18 protein-coding genes are annotated in these 17049 nt (G+C 74.9%); 11 read left to right on the forward strand and 7 right to left on the reverse strand.

The window, feature by feature from the left end; translation table 11 throughout:
• Entirely contained in the window at window positions 1-1254 is a 1254-nt protein-coding gene (locus tag ACZ4V6_RS17895) for an inorganic phosphate transporter (protein ID WP_467828120.1), read from the reverse strand.
• A gap of 236 nt (window positions 1255-1490) precedes the next feature.
• On the opposite strand from ACZ4V6_RS17895, the gene ACZ4V6_RS17900 reads away from it, so the two are divergent.
• The 6 genes from ACZ4V6_RS17900 to ACZ4V6_RS17925 all read left to right on the forward strand — a co-directional run bounded on the left by ACZ4V6_RS17900 (window position 1491) and on the right by ACZ4V6_RS17925 (window position 8676).
• The gene (locus ACZ4V6_RS17900; protein ID WP_467828123.1) at window positions 1491-2162 is read left to right on the forward strand and encodes a class II aldolase/adducin family protein; all 672 of its coding nucleotides are present in this window, start codon (window positions 1491-1493) and stop codon (window positions 2160-2162) included.
• 228 nt (window positions 2163-2390) lie between these two features.
• Window positions 2391-3521, forward strand: a complete 1131-nt coding sequence (locus tag ACZ4V6_RS17905) for an alpha/beta hydrolase family protein (RefSeq protein WP_467828126.1) — start codon at window positions 2391-2393, stop codon at window positions 3519-3521.
• 168 nt (window positions 3522-3689) lie between these two features.
• Window positions 3690-5108 (forward strand): hypothetical protein, encoded by a 1419-nt coding sequence (locus tag ACZ4V6_RS17910; protein ID WP_467828128.1) that lies wholly within the window; start codon window positions 3690-3692, stop codon window positions 5106-5108.
• A 454-nt stretch (window positions 5109-5562) separates the two neighbouring features.
• Window positions 5563-7161: an ABC-F family ATP-binding cassette domain-containing protein gene (locus ACZ4V6_RS17915; RefSeq protein ID WP_467828131.1), complete on the forward strand. Its 1599-nt coding sequence runs from the start codon at window positions 5563-5565 to the stop codon at window positions 7159-7161.
• Window positions 7162-7496: 335 nt separating this feature from the next.
• Window positions 7497-7718: a helix-turn-helix domain-containing protein gene (locus ACZ4V6_RS17920; RefSeq protein ID WP_018567695.1), complete on the forward strand. Its 222-nt coding sequence runs from the start codon at window positions 7497-7499 to the stop codon at window positions 7716-7718.
• Window positions 7719-7872: 154 nt separating this feature from the next.
• Window positions 7873-8676 (forward strand): enoyl-CoA hydratase/isomerase family protein, encoded by an 804-nt coding sequence (locus ACZ4V6_RS17925; RefSeq protein WP_467828134.1) that lies wholly within the window; start codon window positions 7873-7875, stop codon window positions 8674-8676.
• Between the two features lie 209 nt (window positions 8677-8885).
• Here the strand turns inward: ACZ4V6_RS17925 and ACZ4V6_RS17930 are convergent, their stop codons facing one another.
• A complete protein-coding gene (locus tag ACZ4V6_RS17930) occupies window positions 8886-9635 on the reverse strand; it encodes a nucleopolyhedrovirus P10 family protein (protein ID WP_467828137.1) in 750 nt (249 codons plus the stop codon).
• Window positions 9636-9721: 86 nt separating this feature from the next.
• Between ACZ4V6_RS17930 and ACZ4V6_RS17935 the strand changes: the two genes are divergently transcribed.
• The 5 genes from ACZ4V6_RS17935 to amaP are packed head-to-tail and all read left to right on the forward strand — an operon-like array spanning window position 9722 to window position 12005.
• A complete protein-coding gene (locus ACZ4V6_RS17935; protein WP_467828139.1) occupies window positions 9722-10180 on the forward strand; it encodes an Asp23/Gls24 family envelope stress response protein in 459 nt (152 codons plus the stop codon).
• 28 nt (window positions 10181-10208) lie between these two features.
• Window positions 10209-10394, forward strand: a complete 186-nt coding sequence (locus ACZ4V6_RS17940; protein WP_467828141.1) for a hypothetical protein — start codon at window positions 10209-10211, stop codon at window positions 10392-10394.
• A complete protein-coding gene (locus ACZ4V6_RS17945; protein WP_467828143.1) occupies window positions 10391-10774 on the forward strand; it encodes an Asp23/Gls24 family envelope stress response protein in 384 nt (127 codons plus the stop codon). The genes ACZ4V6_RS17940 and ACZ4V6_RS17945 overlap by 4 nt, the downstream gene beginning before the upstream one ends.
• On the forward strand, window positions 10771-11421 hold the full coding sequence (locus ACZ4V6_RS17950; protein WP_467828146.1) for a DUF6286 domain-containing protein: 651 nt from the start codon (window positions 10771-10773) through the stop codon (window positions 11419-11421). The genes ACZ4V6_RS17945 and ACZ4V6_RS17950 overlap by 4 nt, the downstream gene beginning before the upstream one ends.
• A complete protein-coding gene (gene amaP, locus ACZ4V6_RS17955; protein ID WP_467828148.1) occupies window positions 11418-12005 on the forward strand; it encodes an alkaline shock response membrane anchor protein AmaP in 588 nt (195 codons plus the stop codon). The genes ACZ4V6_RS17950 and amaP overlap by 4 nt, the downstream gene beginning before the upstream one ends.
• Before the next feature lie 32 nt (window positions 12006-12037).
• Here amaP and ACZ4V6_RS17960 read toward each other — a convergent pair whose 3' ends face one another.
• The 5 genes from ACZ4V6_RS17960 to ACZ4V6_RS17980 all read right to left on the reverse strand — a co-directional run bounded on the left by ACZ4V6_RS17960 (window position 12038) and on the right by ACZ4V6_RS17980 (window position 16839).
• Window positions 12038-12793 (reverse strand): SDR family oxidoreductase, encoded by a 756-nt coding sequence (locus tag ACZ4V6_RS17960; protein WP_467828151.1) that lies wholly within the window; start codon window positions 12791-12793, stop codon window positions 12038-12040.
• 5 nt (window positions 12794-12798) lie between these two features.
• Entirely contained in the window at window positions 12799-14583 is a 1785-nt protein-coding gene (locus ACZ4V6_RS17965) for a glycoside hydrolase family 15 protein (protein WP_467828153.1), read from the reverse strand.
• Between the two features lie 74 nt (window positions 14584-14657).
• The gene (locus ACZ4V6_RS17970) at window positions 14658-15449 is read right to left on the reverse strand and encodes an SURF1 family cytochrome oxidase biogenesis protein (RefSeq protein WP_467828156.1); all 792 of its coding nucleotides are present in this window, start codon (window positions 15447-15449) and stop codon (window positions 14658-14660) included.
• 89 nt (window positions 15450-15538) lie between these two features.
• The gene (locus ACZ4V6_RS17975; protein ID WP_071528763.1) at window positions 15539-15772 is read right to left on the reverse strand and encodes a hypothetical protein; all 234 of its coding nucleotides are present in this window, start codon (window positions 15770-15772) and stop codon (window positions 15539-15541) included.
• An 80-nt stretch (window positions 15773-15852) separates the two neighbouring features.
• The gene (locus ACZ4V6_RS17980) at window positions 15853-16839 is read right to left on the reverse strand and encodes a DEDDh family exonuclease (RefSeq protein WP_467828158.1); all 987 of its coding nucleotides are present in this window, start codon (window positions 16837-16839) and stop codon (window positions 15853-15855) included.
• Between the last annotated feature and the right edge of the window lie 210 nt (window positions 16840-17049).

Raw genomic sequence — 17049 nt, forward strand, 5'->3', positions numbered from 1 at the left:
TCAGACGGGGGTGGCGGCCGACGGGGCCTTGGTGCCGGCGGTGGCGGCCGGGGCCGCGACGGTGGCGGTGAGCTCCTCGCCCACGCCCGCCGGGGGCGGGGTCACGGCGGCGATCGCCGTGGTCACCACGCCGGCCGGCTCGGGCTCCGGCTCGTCGCCCGCGTTGACGTTCGTGTGGTCGACGACCTCGCGCCGGGAGATCCGCCAGATCGCGAAGCTGGAAGCGACCAGGAAGACCGCCACGAGCGCCGTGCCCCAGTCCCCGAAGCCGCAGACCCACTCGGCGAGCGCGCCGACCAGCGCCGCGGCCGGCAGGGTCAGGCCCCAGGCGACGAACATGCGGGTGGCCGTGGACCAGCGCACCACGCCGCCCTTGCGGCCGAGGCCCGCGCCCATGACCGCGCCGGAGACGGAGTGCGTGGTGGAGAGGGAGAAGCCCAGGTGCGAGGAGGCCAGGATGACCGTGGCGGCGCTGGTCTGGGCGGCGAAGCCCTGCTGCGGCTGGAGGTCGGTCAGGCCCTTGCCCATGGTGCGGATGATGCGCCAGCCGCCGAGGTAGGTGCCGAGCGCGATGGCCAGGCCCGCGGACAGGATGACCCACAGCGGCGGGTTCGAGCCGGGGGAGAGGGCGCCGCCGGCGATCAGGGCGAGGGTGATGATGCCCATCGTCTTCTGGGCGTCGTTGGTGCCGTGGGCGAGCGAGACCAGGCCGGCCGAGGCGATCTGCCCGGCGCGGTAGCCCTTCTCCGCGGCCCTGCCGTCGGCCTTGCGGCCGAGCGAGTACGTCAGCCGGGTGGCGAGCGTCGCCGCGACGCCCGCCACGATCGGGGCGGCGACGGCCGGCAGCAGCACCTTGGTGACGAGCGCGTCGCCGTGGACCGCGCCGACGCCCGCCGACGCGACGGCGGCACCGATCAGGCCGCCCATGAGGGCGTGCGAGGAACTGGACGGGAGCCCGACCAGCCAGGTCAGCAGGTTCCAGAGGATCGCGCCGACCAACGCGGCGAAGATGACCTCGGGACGGATGCCGGTCTCGTCGACGAGACCTTTGGAGATCGTGTTGGCGACCTCCACCGAGAGGAAGGCGCCGACAAGGTTCAGGGCGGCGGACATCGCCACCGCCACCTTGGGCTTGAGCGCACCGGTCGAAATGGTCGTTGCCATCGCGTTCGCGGTGTCGTGGAAACCGTTCGTGAAATCGAACGCGAGTGCGGTCACCACCACAATCGCGAGGATCAGCGAGAAGCTTTCCATTTACCCAGGCAATCGTTCGAGGTCATTGGCGCGTCGAACGTAGGTAACCAGGGTGAACGGAAGATGAACTGGACCGGACGTCATGGTGACCGGAAACGGCGCCGTGACCTCCGTGAACGCCTGCGCTGCGTGCCCGCGCCGACGCTCTCCGGAGACGTGCCTGGCAGGATCGCCGCGAGGCGCCGGACCGCGGCGCGGCGAGGGGCGTGCGGGACGCCCGACGGGAGGCGTGGACTGTGACGGAGTCGAGGGTCGGAGAGGTGTCCGCGGAGGAGTCCGAGGCCTGGGAGGCGCTCGTCGCGACGGCCCGGCGCACGGTGTCCGACGGACTGGTGGTCGGCACCTCGGGCAACGTCTCGGTGCGCGTGGGCGACACGGTGCTCGTCACCCCTTCGGGTGTGCCCTACGACCGTCTGGCCCCCGGCGACGTGACCGGCGTCGGCCTCGACGGCCGGCAGGTGCTCGGCACGCTGGTCCCCACCAGCGAGCTGCCCGTGCACCTCGCCGTCTACCGCGCCACCGACGCCCGGGCCGTCGTCCACACCCACGCCGTGCACGCGACGGCGGTCTCGCTGCTCGTCCCCGAGCTGCCGCCGGTCCACTACATGGCCGCCGCGCTCGGCGGCCCCGTCCGGGTCGCCCCCTACGCGGCCTACGGCACCGAGGAACTCGCCCGCACCATGCTGGCCGCCCTCACCGGCCGCACCGGCTGCCTCCTGCGCAACCACGGCACGATCACCTACGGCGCCACCCTCGACCAGGCCTACGACCGCACCGCCCAGCTGGAGTGGATGTGCCGCCTGTGGCTGACGGCCTCCTCGGTCCCGGGCCGCACCCCGTCCCTGCTCACGCAGGCCCAGCTCGACGAGGTGGCGGAACGCCTGCACACCTACGGCCAGCCGGGCTGACGGCCGCGGCGGCGCGCCGCGCCCGCGCCGGACGAAGCGGCCGCGCCGGACGAAGCGGCCGGGGCGGGTCGCGCGCCGCGGGGCGGGGCGGGGCGGGGGGAAGGTTACGGGGCGGGTTCGCGGGTACCGGCAGTCGAGCCGGCCCGTGGTCCCGGGCCCGGCCGGGCGCCGTCACCCCGTGTCGTCCGCCCGCTGGCCGCCCATGGACTCCACCGGGAGACTGGCCCCATGCGCACTGTCACAGCAACGGCCGCCGCAGTCACCGCAGCCCTGGCGGCGGCCGGCGCGGCGAGCGTCGCCGCCGGCCGGCTGGCCAGCGACGCCGCGCTCAAGGCGCCCCCCGGCCGGCCCCTGCCCACCGAACCCCGGCTGACCGTGCACGGGACCGCCGCCGGGCAGATCACCCTCACCCGGGACCTGGCCGCGCTGCGCCCCGGCCGCTACGGCCTCGCGGGCGACGCCTCCCACGCGATCGTCGGCCCGGTCCTGAGCACCGCCCAGCACGGCGCCGACACCGTCGTGCGCCGCCTCGAAGGCGTCGCGCACGGCACCTTCAGCACCGGCGACAAGGTCTGGCTCACGCCCAACCTGCACGTCGGCACGCCCGGCACCGCCCTCGGCCTGGACCACACCGACGTCGACGTCCCCGGCGCGCTCGGCCCGCTCCCGGCCTGGTTCGTGCCCGGCGCCCGCCCCACCTGGATCATCGCCGTGCACGGCCTGGGCACCACCCGCGAGCACGCCCTGAACCTCATGGCTCCCCTGCACGACCGGCACGTCCCGGTGCTCGCCCTCGCCTACCGCGGCGACGCCGGCGCCCCGCCCTCGCCCGACGGCCTCCACCACTTCGGCGAGACCGAGTGGCACGACGTGGACGCCGCCGTCCACTACGCCCTCGACCACGGCGCCCGTCAGGTCGTCCTGCTCGGCTGGTCCACCGGCGCCACCATGGCCCTGCGCACCGCCGCGCGTTCCGCCGCCCGCGACCGCATCGCGGGGCTCGTCCTGGACTCCCCGGTCCTCAGCTGGGAGACCACCCTGCGCGCCCTGGCCGCCGCCCGCCACACGCCCGGCGTGCTGCTGCCGCTCGCGGTCCGCGCCGCGCAGGGCCGCGCCGGACTGCACGCCGACGGCGCCCCCGGCCGGGCCGTCCGCGAACGCCTCACGGTGCCGACCCTCGTCTTCCACGGCCCCGACGACACGGTCGCCCCCTGGCGCCTCACCCGCCGCTTCGCCGACGCGCACCCGCGGCTGGTCTCCCTCCACACCGTCCCCGGCGCCCCGCACGGCGCCATGTGGAACGCCGACCCCGACACCTACCTGGAGACCCTGCGCCGCTTCCTGACCCCCCTCGTGTGACCCCGGCGGGCCCCGCCCCGCCGCACGCCGCCCGGGTTCCGGTCAGGGCCGTGCCGATGGCCGGTTCCCTCCCCCGGACCGCCCTTCGGGGGGCCGCACCGGCCCTCCTCGTCGCCGCTCCCGGCATTCCGTTTGGGTTTTCGGACCGTCAACCGGAAGACTGCACCCGTGACGTCCCGTATCCCGCGCGACTCCAGGCTTCGACTCGTCCGTCCGCGACCCCTGGCCGCCGCCCCCAGAGCGATGAACCAGCGGCGCCCGCACCGCGCCGCACCGCGTCCCCCGGAGGGCACACCGGCCCGGTCGGAACTGGCCCGCATGGCGCGTTCCGGCCTGGCCGACGCCGCCCGCATCGCCCGCTGGGCCGACGCCGCCCTCGGTCCCGGCCGCGGCAGCGCGACCGCCGACGGCAAGGCCACCCTGTCCGACGCGACCGCCGAACACGCGGCCCGCGAGCTGGGCCTGACCGTGGCCCAGGTCCGCGCCGACTGGGACACCGCCCGCCTCGCCGGTCTGGTCGAGGTCCACGGCGGCACCGCCCGTCCCGGCTGGCGCCTGCGCGCCTGGAACCGCGACGACGGCGCCGTGCTGCGCGGCTGGGTCGCCCTCTTCGACGCCTGGTCGCTCGCCCACCCCGAGCCGGACGGCCACGAGCCCGCCGCCGTCGCCGAGGTCGTCTCCGCGATGCCCCAGGTGCTCTCCTTCCTCCAGCTGTCCGCCGGGCCCGTCCCCGTGGCACAGCTCCTGGACCTGCTGGAGCAGCGCGTCACCGAACTGCGCACCGAGCGCTGCGAGGTCCCCTACGGCCCCCGGCTCGAGCCGGGGACCCCCGAGGTCCCGCAGCCCCAGCAGGCCGCTGACGGCGCCCCGCTCGCCCCCCTCCTCGACTGGGCCCTGCACGCCCTGGCCTCCGTCGGCGCCCTCACCTGCGGCGACGGCCACGCCACCCTCACCCCGCTGGGCAGCTGGGCGGTCTGGGTCAAGCTGGAGCAGATCTGCGTGGCCGCGCAGAGCCCCGCCGGGAACATCGAGCAGTCGGCCGAGGCCATGCTCCGCGGCTGCGGCCGGCTCCGCCCGAACGCGGCCCGCGCCGAGTACCGCGCCTGGCTCGCCGCCCGCCCCGTCGGCGGTGCCGTCACCGAGCTGCTGGCCGCCGCCCGCGGCGAGGACGCCCTGCTGCGCGGCCTCGCCTTCGAGGCGCTGCGCGTGGTCGGCGCCCCCGCCGAGCCCGAGGTCCGCGCCGTGCTCGACGAGCCGACGCTGCGCCCGTACGCCCTGCTGTGGCTGGCCGAGCACGACGGAGCCGACCCCGAGGACGCCCACGAGGTCCTCACCCGTCAGGAGGCCACCTGGCTGTGGGTCGACACCGCGGCCGCCGTCGCCGACCACGGCGAGGCCCCGCTGCTGGTCCGGCACCTGGAGTCCGCGGTGCAGCCCACCGTCCCGGCCCTCCTCGACGAGGTCCGCGCCGTCGGGCACCCGCGCACCGTGCAGGTCCTGGTCGCCCTCGCCGCCGCCCACCCCGACCCGGCCCTGGCGAAGGCCGTGCGCCGAGCCGCGTTCCAGGTGCACACGGGAGGCGACTGACGGGACGTCCCGACGGCCGGAACCCGCCGGGGCGCCGTGCCCCGCGGCCCGCCGGTGGTGCGCGCCGGCGTCGTCCGCCACGACGCGCGTCCCCGTCGTGCCCGCCTTCCCCGCCGCCCACCGAAGCGGCTGCCCGTGACCCCGGCGGCGTCGGGCGGACGCCCGGGCGTCCGCCGTACCGGTCACCCCCCTTGCGGGCCGGTGCCGGTGGCCGGACGCCGGGGAGTCCCGTGACCCGGCCCGTCGCCCAGCCCCGCACCGGCCACCGACAGCGCCCGCGACCTGCGCGTCCGCACAGGAGAGCCCCGAACGGGCGCCCGCGGGGACCCGAGCCCGGGAAAAGCGGTTGCACGGCCCCGTTAGACTGGCCCCATGGCCATTCTCCTCGCGCATTAGACGGCGGGAAACGTCCTCAGCCGCCCATCCCGTCAACCACCCGCCCTGGAGTCTGTCCGTGATCTCCGCCTCCGGCATCGAGCTGCGCGCCGGTGCCCGCGTGCTCATCGAAAACGCCACCTTCCGCGTCGCCAAGGGCGACCGCATCGGCCTGGTCGGCCGCAACGGCGCAGGGAAGACCACCCTCACCAAGGTCCTCGCCGGCGAGGGCATCCCCGCCGCCGGCACCGTCACCCGCTCCGGCGAGGTCGGCTACCTCCCGCAGGACCCGCGCACCGGCGACCTCGACGTGCTGGCCCGCGACCGCATCCTCTCCGCCCGCGGCCTGGACACCCTGATCCGCAAGATGCGCGAGAACGAGCAGCGCATCGCCAACGGCCAGGGCGCCACCCGCGAGAAGGCCCTCAGGCAGTACGAGCGCCAGGAGACGGAGTTCCTCACCAAGGGCGGGTACGCCGCCGAGGCCGAGGCCGCCACCATCGCCGCCGCACTCAACCTGCCCGACCGCGTGCTCGGCCAGCCCCTGCACACGCTCTCCGGCGGTCAGCGCCGCCGCGTCGAGCTGGCCCGCATCCTGTTCTCGGACGCGGACACGCTGCTGCTCGACGAGCCGACGAACCACCTCGACGCCGACTCGATCGTCTGGCTGCGGGACTACCTGAAGACCTACCGCGGCGGCTTCATCGTCATCTCCCACGACGTCGACCTGGTCGACACGGTCGTCAACAAGGTCTTCTACCTGGACGCCAACCGCTCCCAGATCGACGTCTACAACATGGGCTGGAAGCTCTACCAGCAGCAGCGCGAGGCCGACGAGAAGCGCCGCAAGCGCGAGCGCGCCAACGCCGAGAAGAAGGCCGCCGCCCTGCACTCGCAGGCCGACAAGATGCGCGCCAAGGCCACCAAGACGGTCGCCGCGCAGAACATGGCCCGCCGCGCCGACAAGCTGCTGTCCGGCCTGGAGGCGGTCCGCCAGTCCGACAAGGTCGCCAAGCTCCGCTTCCCCGAGCCCGCGCCCTGCGGCAAGACCCCGCTGATGGCGGAGGGCCTGTCCAAGTCGTACGGCTCGCTGGAGATCTTCACCGACGTCGACCTGGCCATCGACAAGGGCTCCCGCGTCGTCATCCTCGGCCTCAACGGCGCCGGCAAGACCACCCTGCTGCGCCTGCTCGGCGGTGCCGAGCAGCCCGACACGGGCAAGGTCATCGAGGGGCACGGCCTCAAGCTCGGCTACTACGCGCAGGAGCACGAGACCCTCGACCCCGACCGCACCGTCCTGGAGAACATGCGTTCCGCCGCGCCCGACATGGACCTCGTCGAGGTCCGCAAGGTACTCGGCTCGTTCCTGTTCTCCGGCGACGACGTGGACAAGCCGGCCGGGGTCCTCTCCGGCGGCGAGAAGACCCGCCTGGCGCTTGCCACCCTCGTGGTCTCCTCGGCGAACGTGCTGCTGCTCGACGAGCCGACGAACAACCTCGACCCGGCCAGCCGCGAGGAGATCCTCGGCGCGCTGCGCACCTACAAGGGCGCGGTCGTGCTCGTCACCCACGACGAGGGCGCCGTCGAGGCGCTCCAGCCGGAGCGGATCATCCTGCTCCCGGACGGCGTCGAGGACCTGTGGGGCGCCGACTACGCGGACCTCGTCGCCCTCGCTTGACCGAATGGATGATCCACCGGGTATGGATCATTCGGCCGATCCGTGATCCACCATCTGTGTGAGATCTCCTCATCATGAGGTGTGTCCTACATCGATTTTGCGGCCGGGGCCTCCATCGTGGAGGCCCCGGCCGTGTCGCCTTTCTGACCTGCGCTTTCGCCGACGAGATCGTGCGGTCGCAGACGAGGAATTCTTTGGAATGGCCCATTCCGTATGTGGGGACGCGCTCCTGTCGTCACCACCTTGTCTCATCGACCTTGCCGAATGGGTGGCCATGAGGCCCACGAGGGGTGATCATGAGGAGACCAGAGCGCACTTCCCATGAGGAGGCACGGGTGGCCGAGACTCTGAAGAAGGGCAGCCGGGTGACCGGCGCCGCGCGCGACAAGCTCGCGGCAGACCTGAAGAAGAAGTACGACGCCGGTGCGAGCATCCGGGCGTTGGCCGAGGAAACCGGCCGCTCGTATGGCTTCGTGCACCGCATGCTCAGCGAGTCGGGCGTCACGCTCCGAGGGCGTGGCGGGGCGACCCGGGGCAAGAAGGCCGCATCGGCCTGATCCACCCCGGGTGGCCCCTCGGCTCCGATGGTGGCCACCCGGTCGGTCGTCCGGCCGGCCGGGTGGTTACTGTGCAGTCACTCAGCTCTGTCGTGGTACGGCGTGGCAGCCGGCGCACGGCGGGGACGACGACCGCACCCTTCGGAGGCGCCCCATGGCTTCGCCCGCCCACGACCCCGGTCCCGCACTCGACGAGGACGGCGTGCGGCTCACCGTCGACGACGCGATCGCCACGGTGACGCTGACCAACCCCGCCAAGCGCAACGCGCAGAGCCCCGCTCTGTGGCGCGCGCTCACCGAGGCCGGCCGGCTGCTGCCGGGCTCCGTCCGGGTCGTCGTGCTGCGCGCCGAGGGCAAGTCGTTCTCGGCCGGGCTCGACCGGCAGGCGTTCACGCCCGAGGGCTTCGACGGCGAACCGTCGTTCATCGACCTCGCCCGGGGCGGCGACGCCGAGCTGGACGCGACCATCGCCGAGTACCAGGAGGCGTTCACCTGGTGGCGGCGCAGCGACATCGTGACCGTCGCCGCCGTGCAGGGACACGCCATCGGGGCCGGTTTCCAGCTGGCCCTCGCCTGTGACCTGCGGGTCGTCGCGGACGACGTGCAGTTCGCCATGCGCGAGACCAGCCTCGGCCTCGTGCCGGACCTGACGGGCACGCACCCCCTGGTGTCCCTGGTCGGCTACGCCCGCGCGCTGGAGATCTGCGCGACCGGGCGCTTCGTCACGGCCGAGGAGGCCGTGAGCACCGGCCTCGCCAACCTCGCCGTACCCGCGGACCAGCTCGACGGCGCCGTGCACGACCTGGTGTCCGCGATCCTGTCCGCGCCGCGCGACGCGGTCGTCGAGACCAAGGCGCTGCTCCAGGGCGCCCAGAACCGGGACCACGAGGCCCAGCGCGCCGCGGAGCGGGCCGCCCAGGGACGCCGGCTGCGCGACCTGGCCGGGCTCGGCGACTGAGCCTCCGGCGGCAGGGCGGGGCGTTTGCGGCTTTCGAGGGCGCGGACGAGCGCGACGCCGTCCCCGGCGCGACCGGGGCGCGGCCGAGCCTCCGGCCGGCGGCTCGGCCGCACCCCGGCCGCATCCCGGTCGCGCCCCGGACGGTCGCGGGAGCCTGCCGCCCCACGTCCGCGGGCCCGGCCCGCTCCGGCCGCCTACGCCCGGCGCGGTCAGCCGATCGCCGTCACCAGTACGGCCACCGTGGGGTGATCCGGCAGGGCGCCGGCCACCGCCGCCCGTACCGCCCGGGCCACCTCCGCGGTCGTCCGGTCCGCGTCGACCGCCAGCTCCACCCGGACGTGGCGGCGCGGCAGGGCCGCCTCCCGCCCGGTATCGGACTCCGTGATGTGCACCGGGCGGCCCAGCGCGCCGGTCAGTCCCCTCACGCCGGGGACCGCCAGCGCGGCGCCCGCCGCGCGGCCCTCGTCCGTGTCGGCCGTGTCCCCCCGGACCACCGCCGGGGCCGCGGGCCCGGCGTCGGGCCCCGGCTCCGCTCCGGGGCGGGGAGAGGACTCCGGGACCGCGTCGAGCAGCTCCGTCGCCCGGAGATCGACCTCCGTCACCGTCAGACCGATCCGGCGCGTCGCCGCCCCGGCCAGCACGGCGCGCAGACGGGCGGCCGCGGCCGGCAGGGGCTCGGCCGCCGACGCCGCGAAGTCGGCCGTCACCCGCAGCGGGCCGGGCGGCAGCGCGCTCGGCGGCGCCGGCACGACCGGTTCCCGGGTCTCCTCCGGGGTCGCCGGGGCGATGCGCAGGCGCTCGGGGTGGACGCCCGGCACCTCCCGGGCCGCGGCCATCAGCACCTCCCGTGCCGCGCGTTCGGCGACCCACGCGCCGTCCCGCGGTCCGCCCAGGGGCAGCAGTCTGCCGAGCCCCAGTCGCTCCCGTACCGTCCGCGTCCACCGTTCAGGCGTTGTCATTCCTTCAGCCTGCCGCATCCCCGGCGCGCGATCCCGTCACCGTGCTTACGGTGGTGGGAGAACGACGACCGAAGGGACGTGCGGCCATGAGCGAACTGACGGAGAAGGACACGCCGGACACCGGTAGGACGCAGGCGGTCCGGCGTGGAGGAGGTGTCCCCGGCGACCGCGGCCGGACCACCATCGCCGACGGCGTCGTGGAGAAGATCACCGGGATGGCGGCACGCGATGTCGCGGGTGTGCACGCCATGGGCAGTGGGATGTCGCGGACCTTCGGCGCCGTGCGGGACCGCGTGCCCGGCGGCTCCAGGTCGGTGACGCGCGGTGTGAAGGCCGAGGTCGGCGAGAAGCAGACCGCGCTCGATCTGGAGATCGTCGTCGAGTACGGCGTGTCGATCAGGGACGTGGCCCGGGACGTACGGGAGAACGTGGTGGCGGCGGTGGAGCGGATGACCGGCCTGGAGGTCGTCGAGGTCAACATCGCGGTGAGCGACGTGAAGCTGCCGGACGAGGAGGAAGAGGAGGAGGAGCCGCGGATCAGGTGACGGGGACGCGGACCGAAGGGAGCGCACCATGAACATGGCGGTGATCGGCATGATCGCCGGGATGGCGCTGGGATTCGCCGGATACTTCGGCGGCTTCGGGGCCTTCCTGCTGGTGGCGGCCCTGGGGGCCGTCGGGTTCGTCGTCGGCCGGTTCCTGGAGGGGGACATGGTCCTCGGCGACCTGTTCCGTGCCCGTGACGACCGGCGGCGGTGACCGCCGTGAGCGAAGGGCCCGGCGCGGTCCGTGAAGCCCCGGCGGCGGTCCCCGCGGGCGAGCGGGGGGCCACGCGGATCGCCGACCGGGTCGTCGCCAAGATCGCCGCCCGGGCGGCCCGCGAAGCGCTCGGGGTGCTGCCCGCGGACGCCGGGCGCCCGCACGCCACCGTCGTCGTCCACCACGACGTCGCCCGCGTGCGCGTCCACGTCGAACTCGACTACCCCTGCGACATCGGCGCCCGCTGCGGGCAGGTGCGCCACCGGGTCGCCCAACGGGTGCGCGCACTGACCGGCATGGCGGTGCCGGAGGTCGGCGTCGAGGTGGAGCGGCTGCACCTGGCGGCGGAGTACGGCGCGCGACAGCGGAGGACGCGATGAGCGAACCCCAGGACCTGGAGGGCAGCACACGGCACCTGCCCGTCATGGAGAAGACGGACGGCACCGCGCCCGAGCCGCAGCCCCCGGCCGAGGACGGACACGGGCCGCGTGGCCGCTTCTGGTCGGCCCGCCGCGTCCCCGCCGGCATCGTCGCCCTGCTGCTCCTGATCGCCGCGGGCGCCTTCCTCTACGACGTCGCCGCCGTCCGCGCCGGCCGCTCCGCCCTCGGCTGGCGCCGGGAACTGGCCCGGCAGCTCGCCGAGCGGCCCCTCGACGACACGTGGGTGCGGGTCGGCGCCGGCGTCGCCGCCGCCCTCGGGCTCTGGCTGCTCGTGCTGGCGCTCACGCCCGGCCTGCGCAGGGTGCTGCCGATGCGGCGCACCCGTCCGGACGTACGCGCGGGACTGCACCGGAACGCCGCCGCGGCCGTGCTGCGCGACCGGGCCGTGGAGGTCGCCGGCGTGCAGTCGGCGCGCGTGAGGATGCGCCGCAGGAAGGCCAAGGTGCGCGCGCTCGCGCACTTCAGGGAGCTGGACGACGTACGAGCCGATCTGGACGGCGTGCTCGGCGACACGGTGCGCGGGCTGGGGCTGGCCCGGCCGCCCGCCGTGTCGGTCCGGGTGGCGCGGCCGGGACGGAAGGGGTGAGGGCCGTGCTCAGGACCGTCGACCGTGTGCTGCTGGGCCTGGTGGGCCTGGTCCTGCTCGCCGTGGGCGGTGCCGTCCTCGCGGTGGGGTTCGGCGTGTCACCGCCCTCCTGGTGGGTGCACCAGGGGCCGCACGACGTGCTCCTCGGCGACGCCGAGCGGACCCGCTGGCGGGACGCCGGCTGGTGGTGGCCGGCCGTCATCGCCGCGCTCGCCGTCCTGCTGCTGCTCGCCCTGTGGTGGCTCGTCGCGGTACTGCGCCGCCGCCGGCTCTCCGAGGTCCTCGTCGACACCGGCGACGGCGAGGGCGCGGTGCTCCGCGGCCGGGCCCTGGAGGGCGTCCTCGCCCAGGAGACGGACCGGGTGGACGGGGTCGAGCGGACCAAGGTCCGGCTCACCGGACGGCGCGACGCCCCCCGGGCCCGCGTCCGGCTGCTGCTGGCCCCGCACGTCGACCCCGGAACCGTGCTGGACGACCTCACCGCGCGCGCCCTCACCCGCGCCCGCGACTCGGCCGGCCTCACGGCCCTCCCGGCGGAGGTACGCCTCCACGGCGTCAGGCACCACGCCGAACGGGTCAGCTGATCCCGTCCGGCGCCCCCCTCGGCGCCCAGGCCCTAGAAGCCGTGCCGCGCCCCGCCGTCCACCGGCAGCATCACGCCCGTCACGTACGAGGCCGCGGGCGACAGCAGGAACGCCGCCGTGCGGCCGAACTCCTCCGGGGCGCCGTAGCGGCGCAGCGGGATGCGGGACTCGCTCGCCGCCCTGGTCGCCTCCGGGTCGGCGGACAGGGCGTCCAGCTCGCGCACCCGGTCGGTGTCGATGCGGCCCGGCAGCAGGCCGACGACGCGGATGCCGCGCGGGCCCAGCTCGTCGGCGAGGGACTTGGCGAAGCCCGCCAGCCCCGGCCGCAGGCCGTTGGAGATGGTCAGGCCCGGGATCGGCTCGTGCACGGAACCCGACAGCACGAAGCCGATCACGCCGCCGTCCTCCAGCTCGGCCGCCGCCGTGCGGGCCAGGCGCACCGCGCCGAGGAAGACCGACTCGAACGCGGCCTGCCACTGCTCGTCGGTGTTGTCGGCGACGAAGCCCGGCGGCGGCCCGCCCACACTGATCAGGACGCCGTCGAAGCGCCCGAAGCGCTCACGGGCGGTCGCGACCAGCCGTGCGGCGGCCCCGGGGTCGGCGTTGTCGGCGGCCACGCCCACCGCGCCCGGGCCCAGCGCGTCCGCGGCGTCCGCGACGCTCCGGTCGTCCCGTCCCGTGACGACCACCTTCGCGCCGTCGGCGAGCAGCTCGCGCGCGGCGGCGTTGCCCAGGCCACGGGTGGCTCCGGTGACGACGTACACCCGGTCCTTCAGTCCAAGATCCATGGCCCCTATCCTGCCCCCTCGTCGCCGAACAGGGCGAGGGCGGTGTTCACCAGACCGATGTGGCTGAACGCCTGCGGGAAGTTCCCGAGCTGGTGACCCGCCACCGGGTCGTACTCCTCGGCCAGCAGCCCCACGTCGTTGGCGAGCCCGACCAGCCGTTCGAACAGCTCCCGGGCCTCCTCGGTCCGGCCGGTCGCGTGCAGCGCGTCCGCGTACCAGAACGAGCACACCAGGAACGTGCCCTCGCCGCCCGGCAGGCCGTCCACGGGCGGTCCCTCGGTGCTGTAGCGGCGCACCAGGCCGTCCCGGGTCAGCTCCTTGCCGACCGCCTCGACCGTGCCGACGACGCGCGGGTCGTCCGCGGGCAGGAAACCCACCCGCGGGATCAGGAGCAGCGCGGCGTCCAGCTCCGCCGAGCCGTAGGACTGGGTGAAGGTGTTGCGGTCCGGGTCGTATCCCTTCTCGCACACCTCCCGGTGCACCTCCTCGCGCAGCGCGCGCCAGCCGTCCAGGTCGCCGCCCAGCTCCGGGTGGTCCTCCAGGGTGCGCACCGCCCGGTCGGCGGCCACCCAGGTCATCACCTTCGAGTGCACGAACTGCCGGCGCCCGCCGCGCACCTCCCACAGCCCCTCGTCCGGCTGCCGCCACGCCGTGGTCAGGAAGTCCATCAGCGCGCACTGGAGCTCCCACATCTGCGGCCGCGGGTGCATGCCGGCCAGCCGGGCCAGCGACAGGGAGTCCATGACCTCGCCGTACACGTCCAGCTGGAGCTGGTTCACGGCGTCGTTGCCGATCCGCACGGGCGCCGACCCGGCGAAGCCGGACAGCCACGGCAGTTCGAACTCGGGCAGCCGCCGCTCGCCCGCCAGGCCGTACATGATCTGCAGGTCGGCCGGGTTGCCCGCGACCGCGCGCAGCAGCCAGTCGCGCCAGGCCTCGGCCTCCTCCAGGTACCCCGCCGACAGCAGGGCGCCGAGCGTGAGCGTGGAGTCGCGCAGCCAGCAGAAGCGGTAGTCCCAGTTGCGGACGCCGCCCGGTTCCTCGGGCAGCGAGGTGGTGGCGGCGGCCACGATGCCGCCGGTCGGCCGGTAGGTGAGTGCCTTCAGCGTGATCAGGGACCGGACCACGGCGTCCCGGTGCGGGCCGTCGTAGCGGCAGTGCGCGGCCCAGGCCCGCCAGTCCTCGACGCTGTGCTCCAGCGCCTCGTACGGGTCGATCAGCCGCGGGCGCGGCTCGTGCGAGGGGTGCCAGGTCAGGACGAACGCGACCTTCTCGCCCTCGGCGACCGTGAACTCCGCGTGCGTCCCGAAGTCCTGCCCCCAGCTGCGCACCTCCGGCTCGCTGCGCAGCCACGCCGAGTCCGGTCCCGCGACGGCCACGCGGTGACCGTCGGCCCGGCGCACCCACGGCACGACCGAGCCGTAGTCGAAGCGCAGCCGCAGCGCGCTGTGCACGGTGACCTCGCCGCGCAGGCCCTCCACGACGCGCACCAGGTCGGGGGCGCGGTCGCGCTGGGGCATGAAGTCGGTGACCCGGACGGCGCCGTCCGCCGTCTCCCACTCGGTGTCCAGGACGAGGGTGTCGGGGCGGTAGGCGCGCCGGGTGCAGCGCTCGGCGCCCACGGGGGCGATGCGCCAGTGGCCGTTGTCCTCGTCGCCGAGCAGCTTGGCGAAGCAGGCGGCGGAGTCGAAGCGGGGCAGGCACAGCCAGTCCACGGAGCCGTCCGTGGAGACCAGGGCCGCGGTCTGCTGGTCGCCGATGAGCGCGTAGTCCTCGATGCGGGGGTGCACGGGGTCCCGTCTTCCCGGCCGGTGACGGAGCAATCGGTTCCGTCACCGGCGACCGCACGCCCGCGGACGCGCGGCTACACGGTGGCGGGTTCCGCCTCCGCGGTCTCCACGGACCCGGCGTTCTCCCGGTCGCGCTTCTCGCGGCGGACCAGGATCCACCAGCCGACCGGGACGGCCGCGGAGAACAGCCACCACTGGATCGCGTACGCGTAGTTCAGCGCGGCGTCCTCGTTGCCCGGCCTGCCGATCGGCTCAGGGGTGTCGCCCTTCGGCTCGGGCTCCGTCAGGACGATGTACCCGCCGAGCACCCGGGCGTCCAGACGGGCGGCCTCCTGCTCGCTGTCGATGAGCATGATCTGCCGGTCCGGCAGGCCCTGGAGGTCCTTGATGCCGCTCGCGGCGGTCGTCTCGTCGGGCATCATCCGCCCGGTGACGGTGATCTCTCCCCGGGGCGGTGCGGGCACCTCGGGGTATGCGGTCTGGCTGGGACCGTCCGCGGGGATCCAGCCGCGGTTGACGAGCAGGACCTTGCCGTCGTCGAGGACGAACGGGGTCAGCACGTGGTAGCCGATCTTGTCCTGGGAGTTCGTGCGCCGGCGGACGACGACCTCGTGGTCCGTGTCGAAGCGGCCCTTCGCGGTCACGGAGCGGTACCGCTCGCGCGTGGTGATCTTCTTGCCGGGAGCGGTAAGCGACTCCACGGGCACCGGCTCCGCACCGAGCGCCTCGGCGACCAGGTCGTTCCGGGCGGTGCGCTCCTCGTAGCGGTGCATCTGCCAGAAGCCCAGCTTGATCATCGTCGGGATGAGCAGCAGCGCGACCAGCGTGAGGATCACCCACTGGCGGGACAACAGGAAGCGGTACACGCGTCGACGGTACCTTGCCGAAACGCGGCCCTCGCCGGTGGGGCCGGACGAGGACCGCGGCCCCGCACCGGAGGGGAGCACGCCCGGCCTCAGACCTTGTCGACGATGCCCGCCCTCCCCTCCGCGCGGGCGCAGTGGGCGCCGCAGTACCAGTGGCCCTCGACCTCGACGCCCTGGCCGATGATCTGCACCCGGCAGTGCTCGCAGATGGGGGCCATCCGGTGGATCGCGCAGGAGAAGCAGTCGAAGACGTGGACCGCCCCCTGGGCGTGGACCTCGAAGGTCATTCCGTAGTTGTTGCCGCAGACTTCGCATGTCGCCATGGGGCACAGGGTGGGCCGTGGCGGGGGCGCGGGCGAGCGGGTGCCGGGCGAGTCGCCCGGCAATCACCCGTCCGTACGGGTCAGCCGTCCGCGGGCTCGACGTCCGCCAGCAGCTGCCCGAAGGCCGCCTCGTCCACCACCGGCGTGCCGTACTGCCGGGCCTTGACCACCTTCGACGTGCCCGAGTCCGGGTCGTTGGTGACCAGCAGGCTGGTCAGCCGGGAGAGGCTGGTGGCGACGTGCAGCCCGGCCTCGGTGGCGCGGTCCTCCAGCAGCTCCCGTTCGGTCGAGGTGTCACCCGAGAAGGCGACCCGCATGCCCTGCTTGAGCCGTTCGCCCGCCACATAGCGGCCCGGGTTGGGATAGGGGCACGCGGGCCTCTTGCGGGAGGGGCGCCAAGCGCTCTGCCGGGGGCCGCCGTAGCCGCTCTGCTGCCCGAGCCGCGGTGCGGGCCGGTCCGACCACTCCGTCAGCGGCCGGCACTCGTGCAGCGGCAGCCGCAGACCGCCCGCCGCGGCGGCGTGCAGGCTCGGCCGGAACGCCTCCGCCAGCACGCGCGCGTCGTCCAGCGCGTGGTGCGCCCGCCGCTGCACCACGCCGAAGTGCGCGGCCAGCGACTCCAGCTTGTGGTTGGGCAGCGGCAGCCCCAGCTCCTTGGAGAGCGCGATGGTGCACAGCCGTTGCCGCACCGGGGCCACGCCTTCCGCGCGCGCGTACTCCCGGGCGATCATCTGCCAGTCGAAGACGGCGTTGTGCGCGACGAGCACCCGCCCGTCGAGCCGGGCCGCGAACTCCGGGGCGATGTCCCGGAACAGGGGCGCCCCCTCAAGCGCCTCGCGCGTCAGTCCGTGTATCCACACCGGGCCCGGGTCCCGCTCCGGATCGACCAGCGTGTACCAGTGGTCCTCGACCTCTCCGCGCGCGTCCAGCCGGTAGACGGCCGCGGAGACGATGCGGTCGTCGCGGGCCAGGCCGGTGGTCTCCACGTCGACGACCGCGTACCCCTGCGGATACGCGGCCGGCCACGCGGTGGCGGACGGCGCTGCGGTCGTACGGTCTTCGAGCATGGTCCATGAGGATACGGGCCGCGACCGACAGTCCCGCCCCGCAGGTGCCCCGCCGGGCCCCGCGCTCCGCCGCCGCGCCCCGTCCTGCCGGCCGGGCGGGAGCCGCCGCGACCACGACCGCCGGGACGGCCGCGGAGCGCCGGCGGGCGCCCCCGGGCACCCCGGACGGCGCCCCGCGCGTGTGACGGAACGCACGTGCGGCGAGGGCCC

This window comes from Streptomyces sp. NPDC029152 (assembly GCF_055564355.1).

Excerpts from the sequence above, each read along its gene's own strand:
- ACZ4V6_RS17895 (WP_467828120.1), bottom strand. The coding sequence starts at position 1,254 with ATGGAAAGCTTCTCGCTGATCCTCGCGATTGTGGTGGTGACCGCACTC.
- ACZ4V6_RS17905 (WP_467828126.1), top strand. The coding sequence starts at position 2,391 with ATGCGCACTGTCACAGCAACGGCCGCCGCAGTCACCGCAGCCCTGGCG.
- ACZ4V6_RS17925 (WP_467828134.1), top strand. The coding sequence starts at position 7,873 with ATGGCTTCGCCCGCCCACGACCCCGGTCCCGCACTCGACGAGGACGGC.
- ACZ4V6_RS17930 (WP_467828137.1), bottom strand. The coding sequence starts at position 9,635 with ATGACAACGCCTGAACGGTGGACGCGGACGGTACGGGAGCGACTGGGG.
- ACZ4V6_RS17935 (WP_467828139.1), top strand. The coding sequence starts at position 9,722 with ATGAGCGAACTGACGGAGAAGGACACGCCGGACACCGGTAGGACGCAG.
- ACZ4V6_RS17940 (WP_467828141.1), top strand. The coding sequence starts at position 10,209 with ATGAACATGGCGGTGATCGGCATGATCGCCGGGATGGCGCTGGGATTC.
- ACZ4V6_RS17950 (WP_467828146.1), top strand. The coding sequence starts at position 10,771 with ATGAGCGAACCCCAGGACCTGGAGGGCAGCACACGGCACCTGCCCGTC.
- ACZ4V6_RS17960 (WP_467828151.1), bottom strand. The coding sequence starts at position 12,793 with ATGGATCTTGGACTGAAGGACCGGGTGTACGTCGTCACCGGAGCCACC.
- ACZ4V6_RS17975 (WP_071528763.1), bottom strand. The coding sequence starts at position 15,772 with ATGGCGACATGCGAAGTCTGCGGCAACAACTACGGAATGACCTTCGAG.
- ACZ4V6_RS17980 (WP_467828158.1), bottom strand. The coding sequence starts at position 16,839 with ATGCTCGAAGACCGTACGACCGCAGCGCCGTCCGCCACCGCGTGGCCG.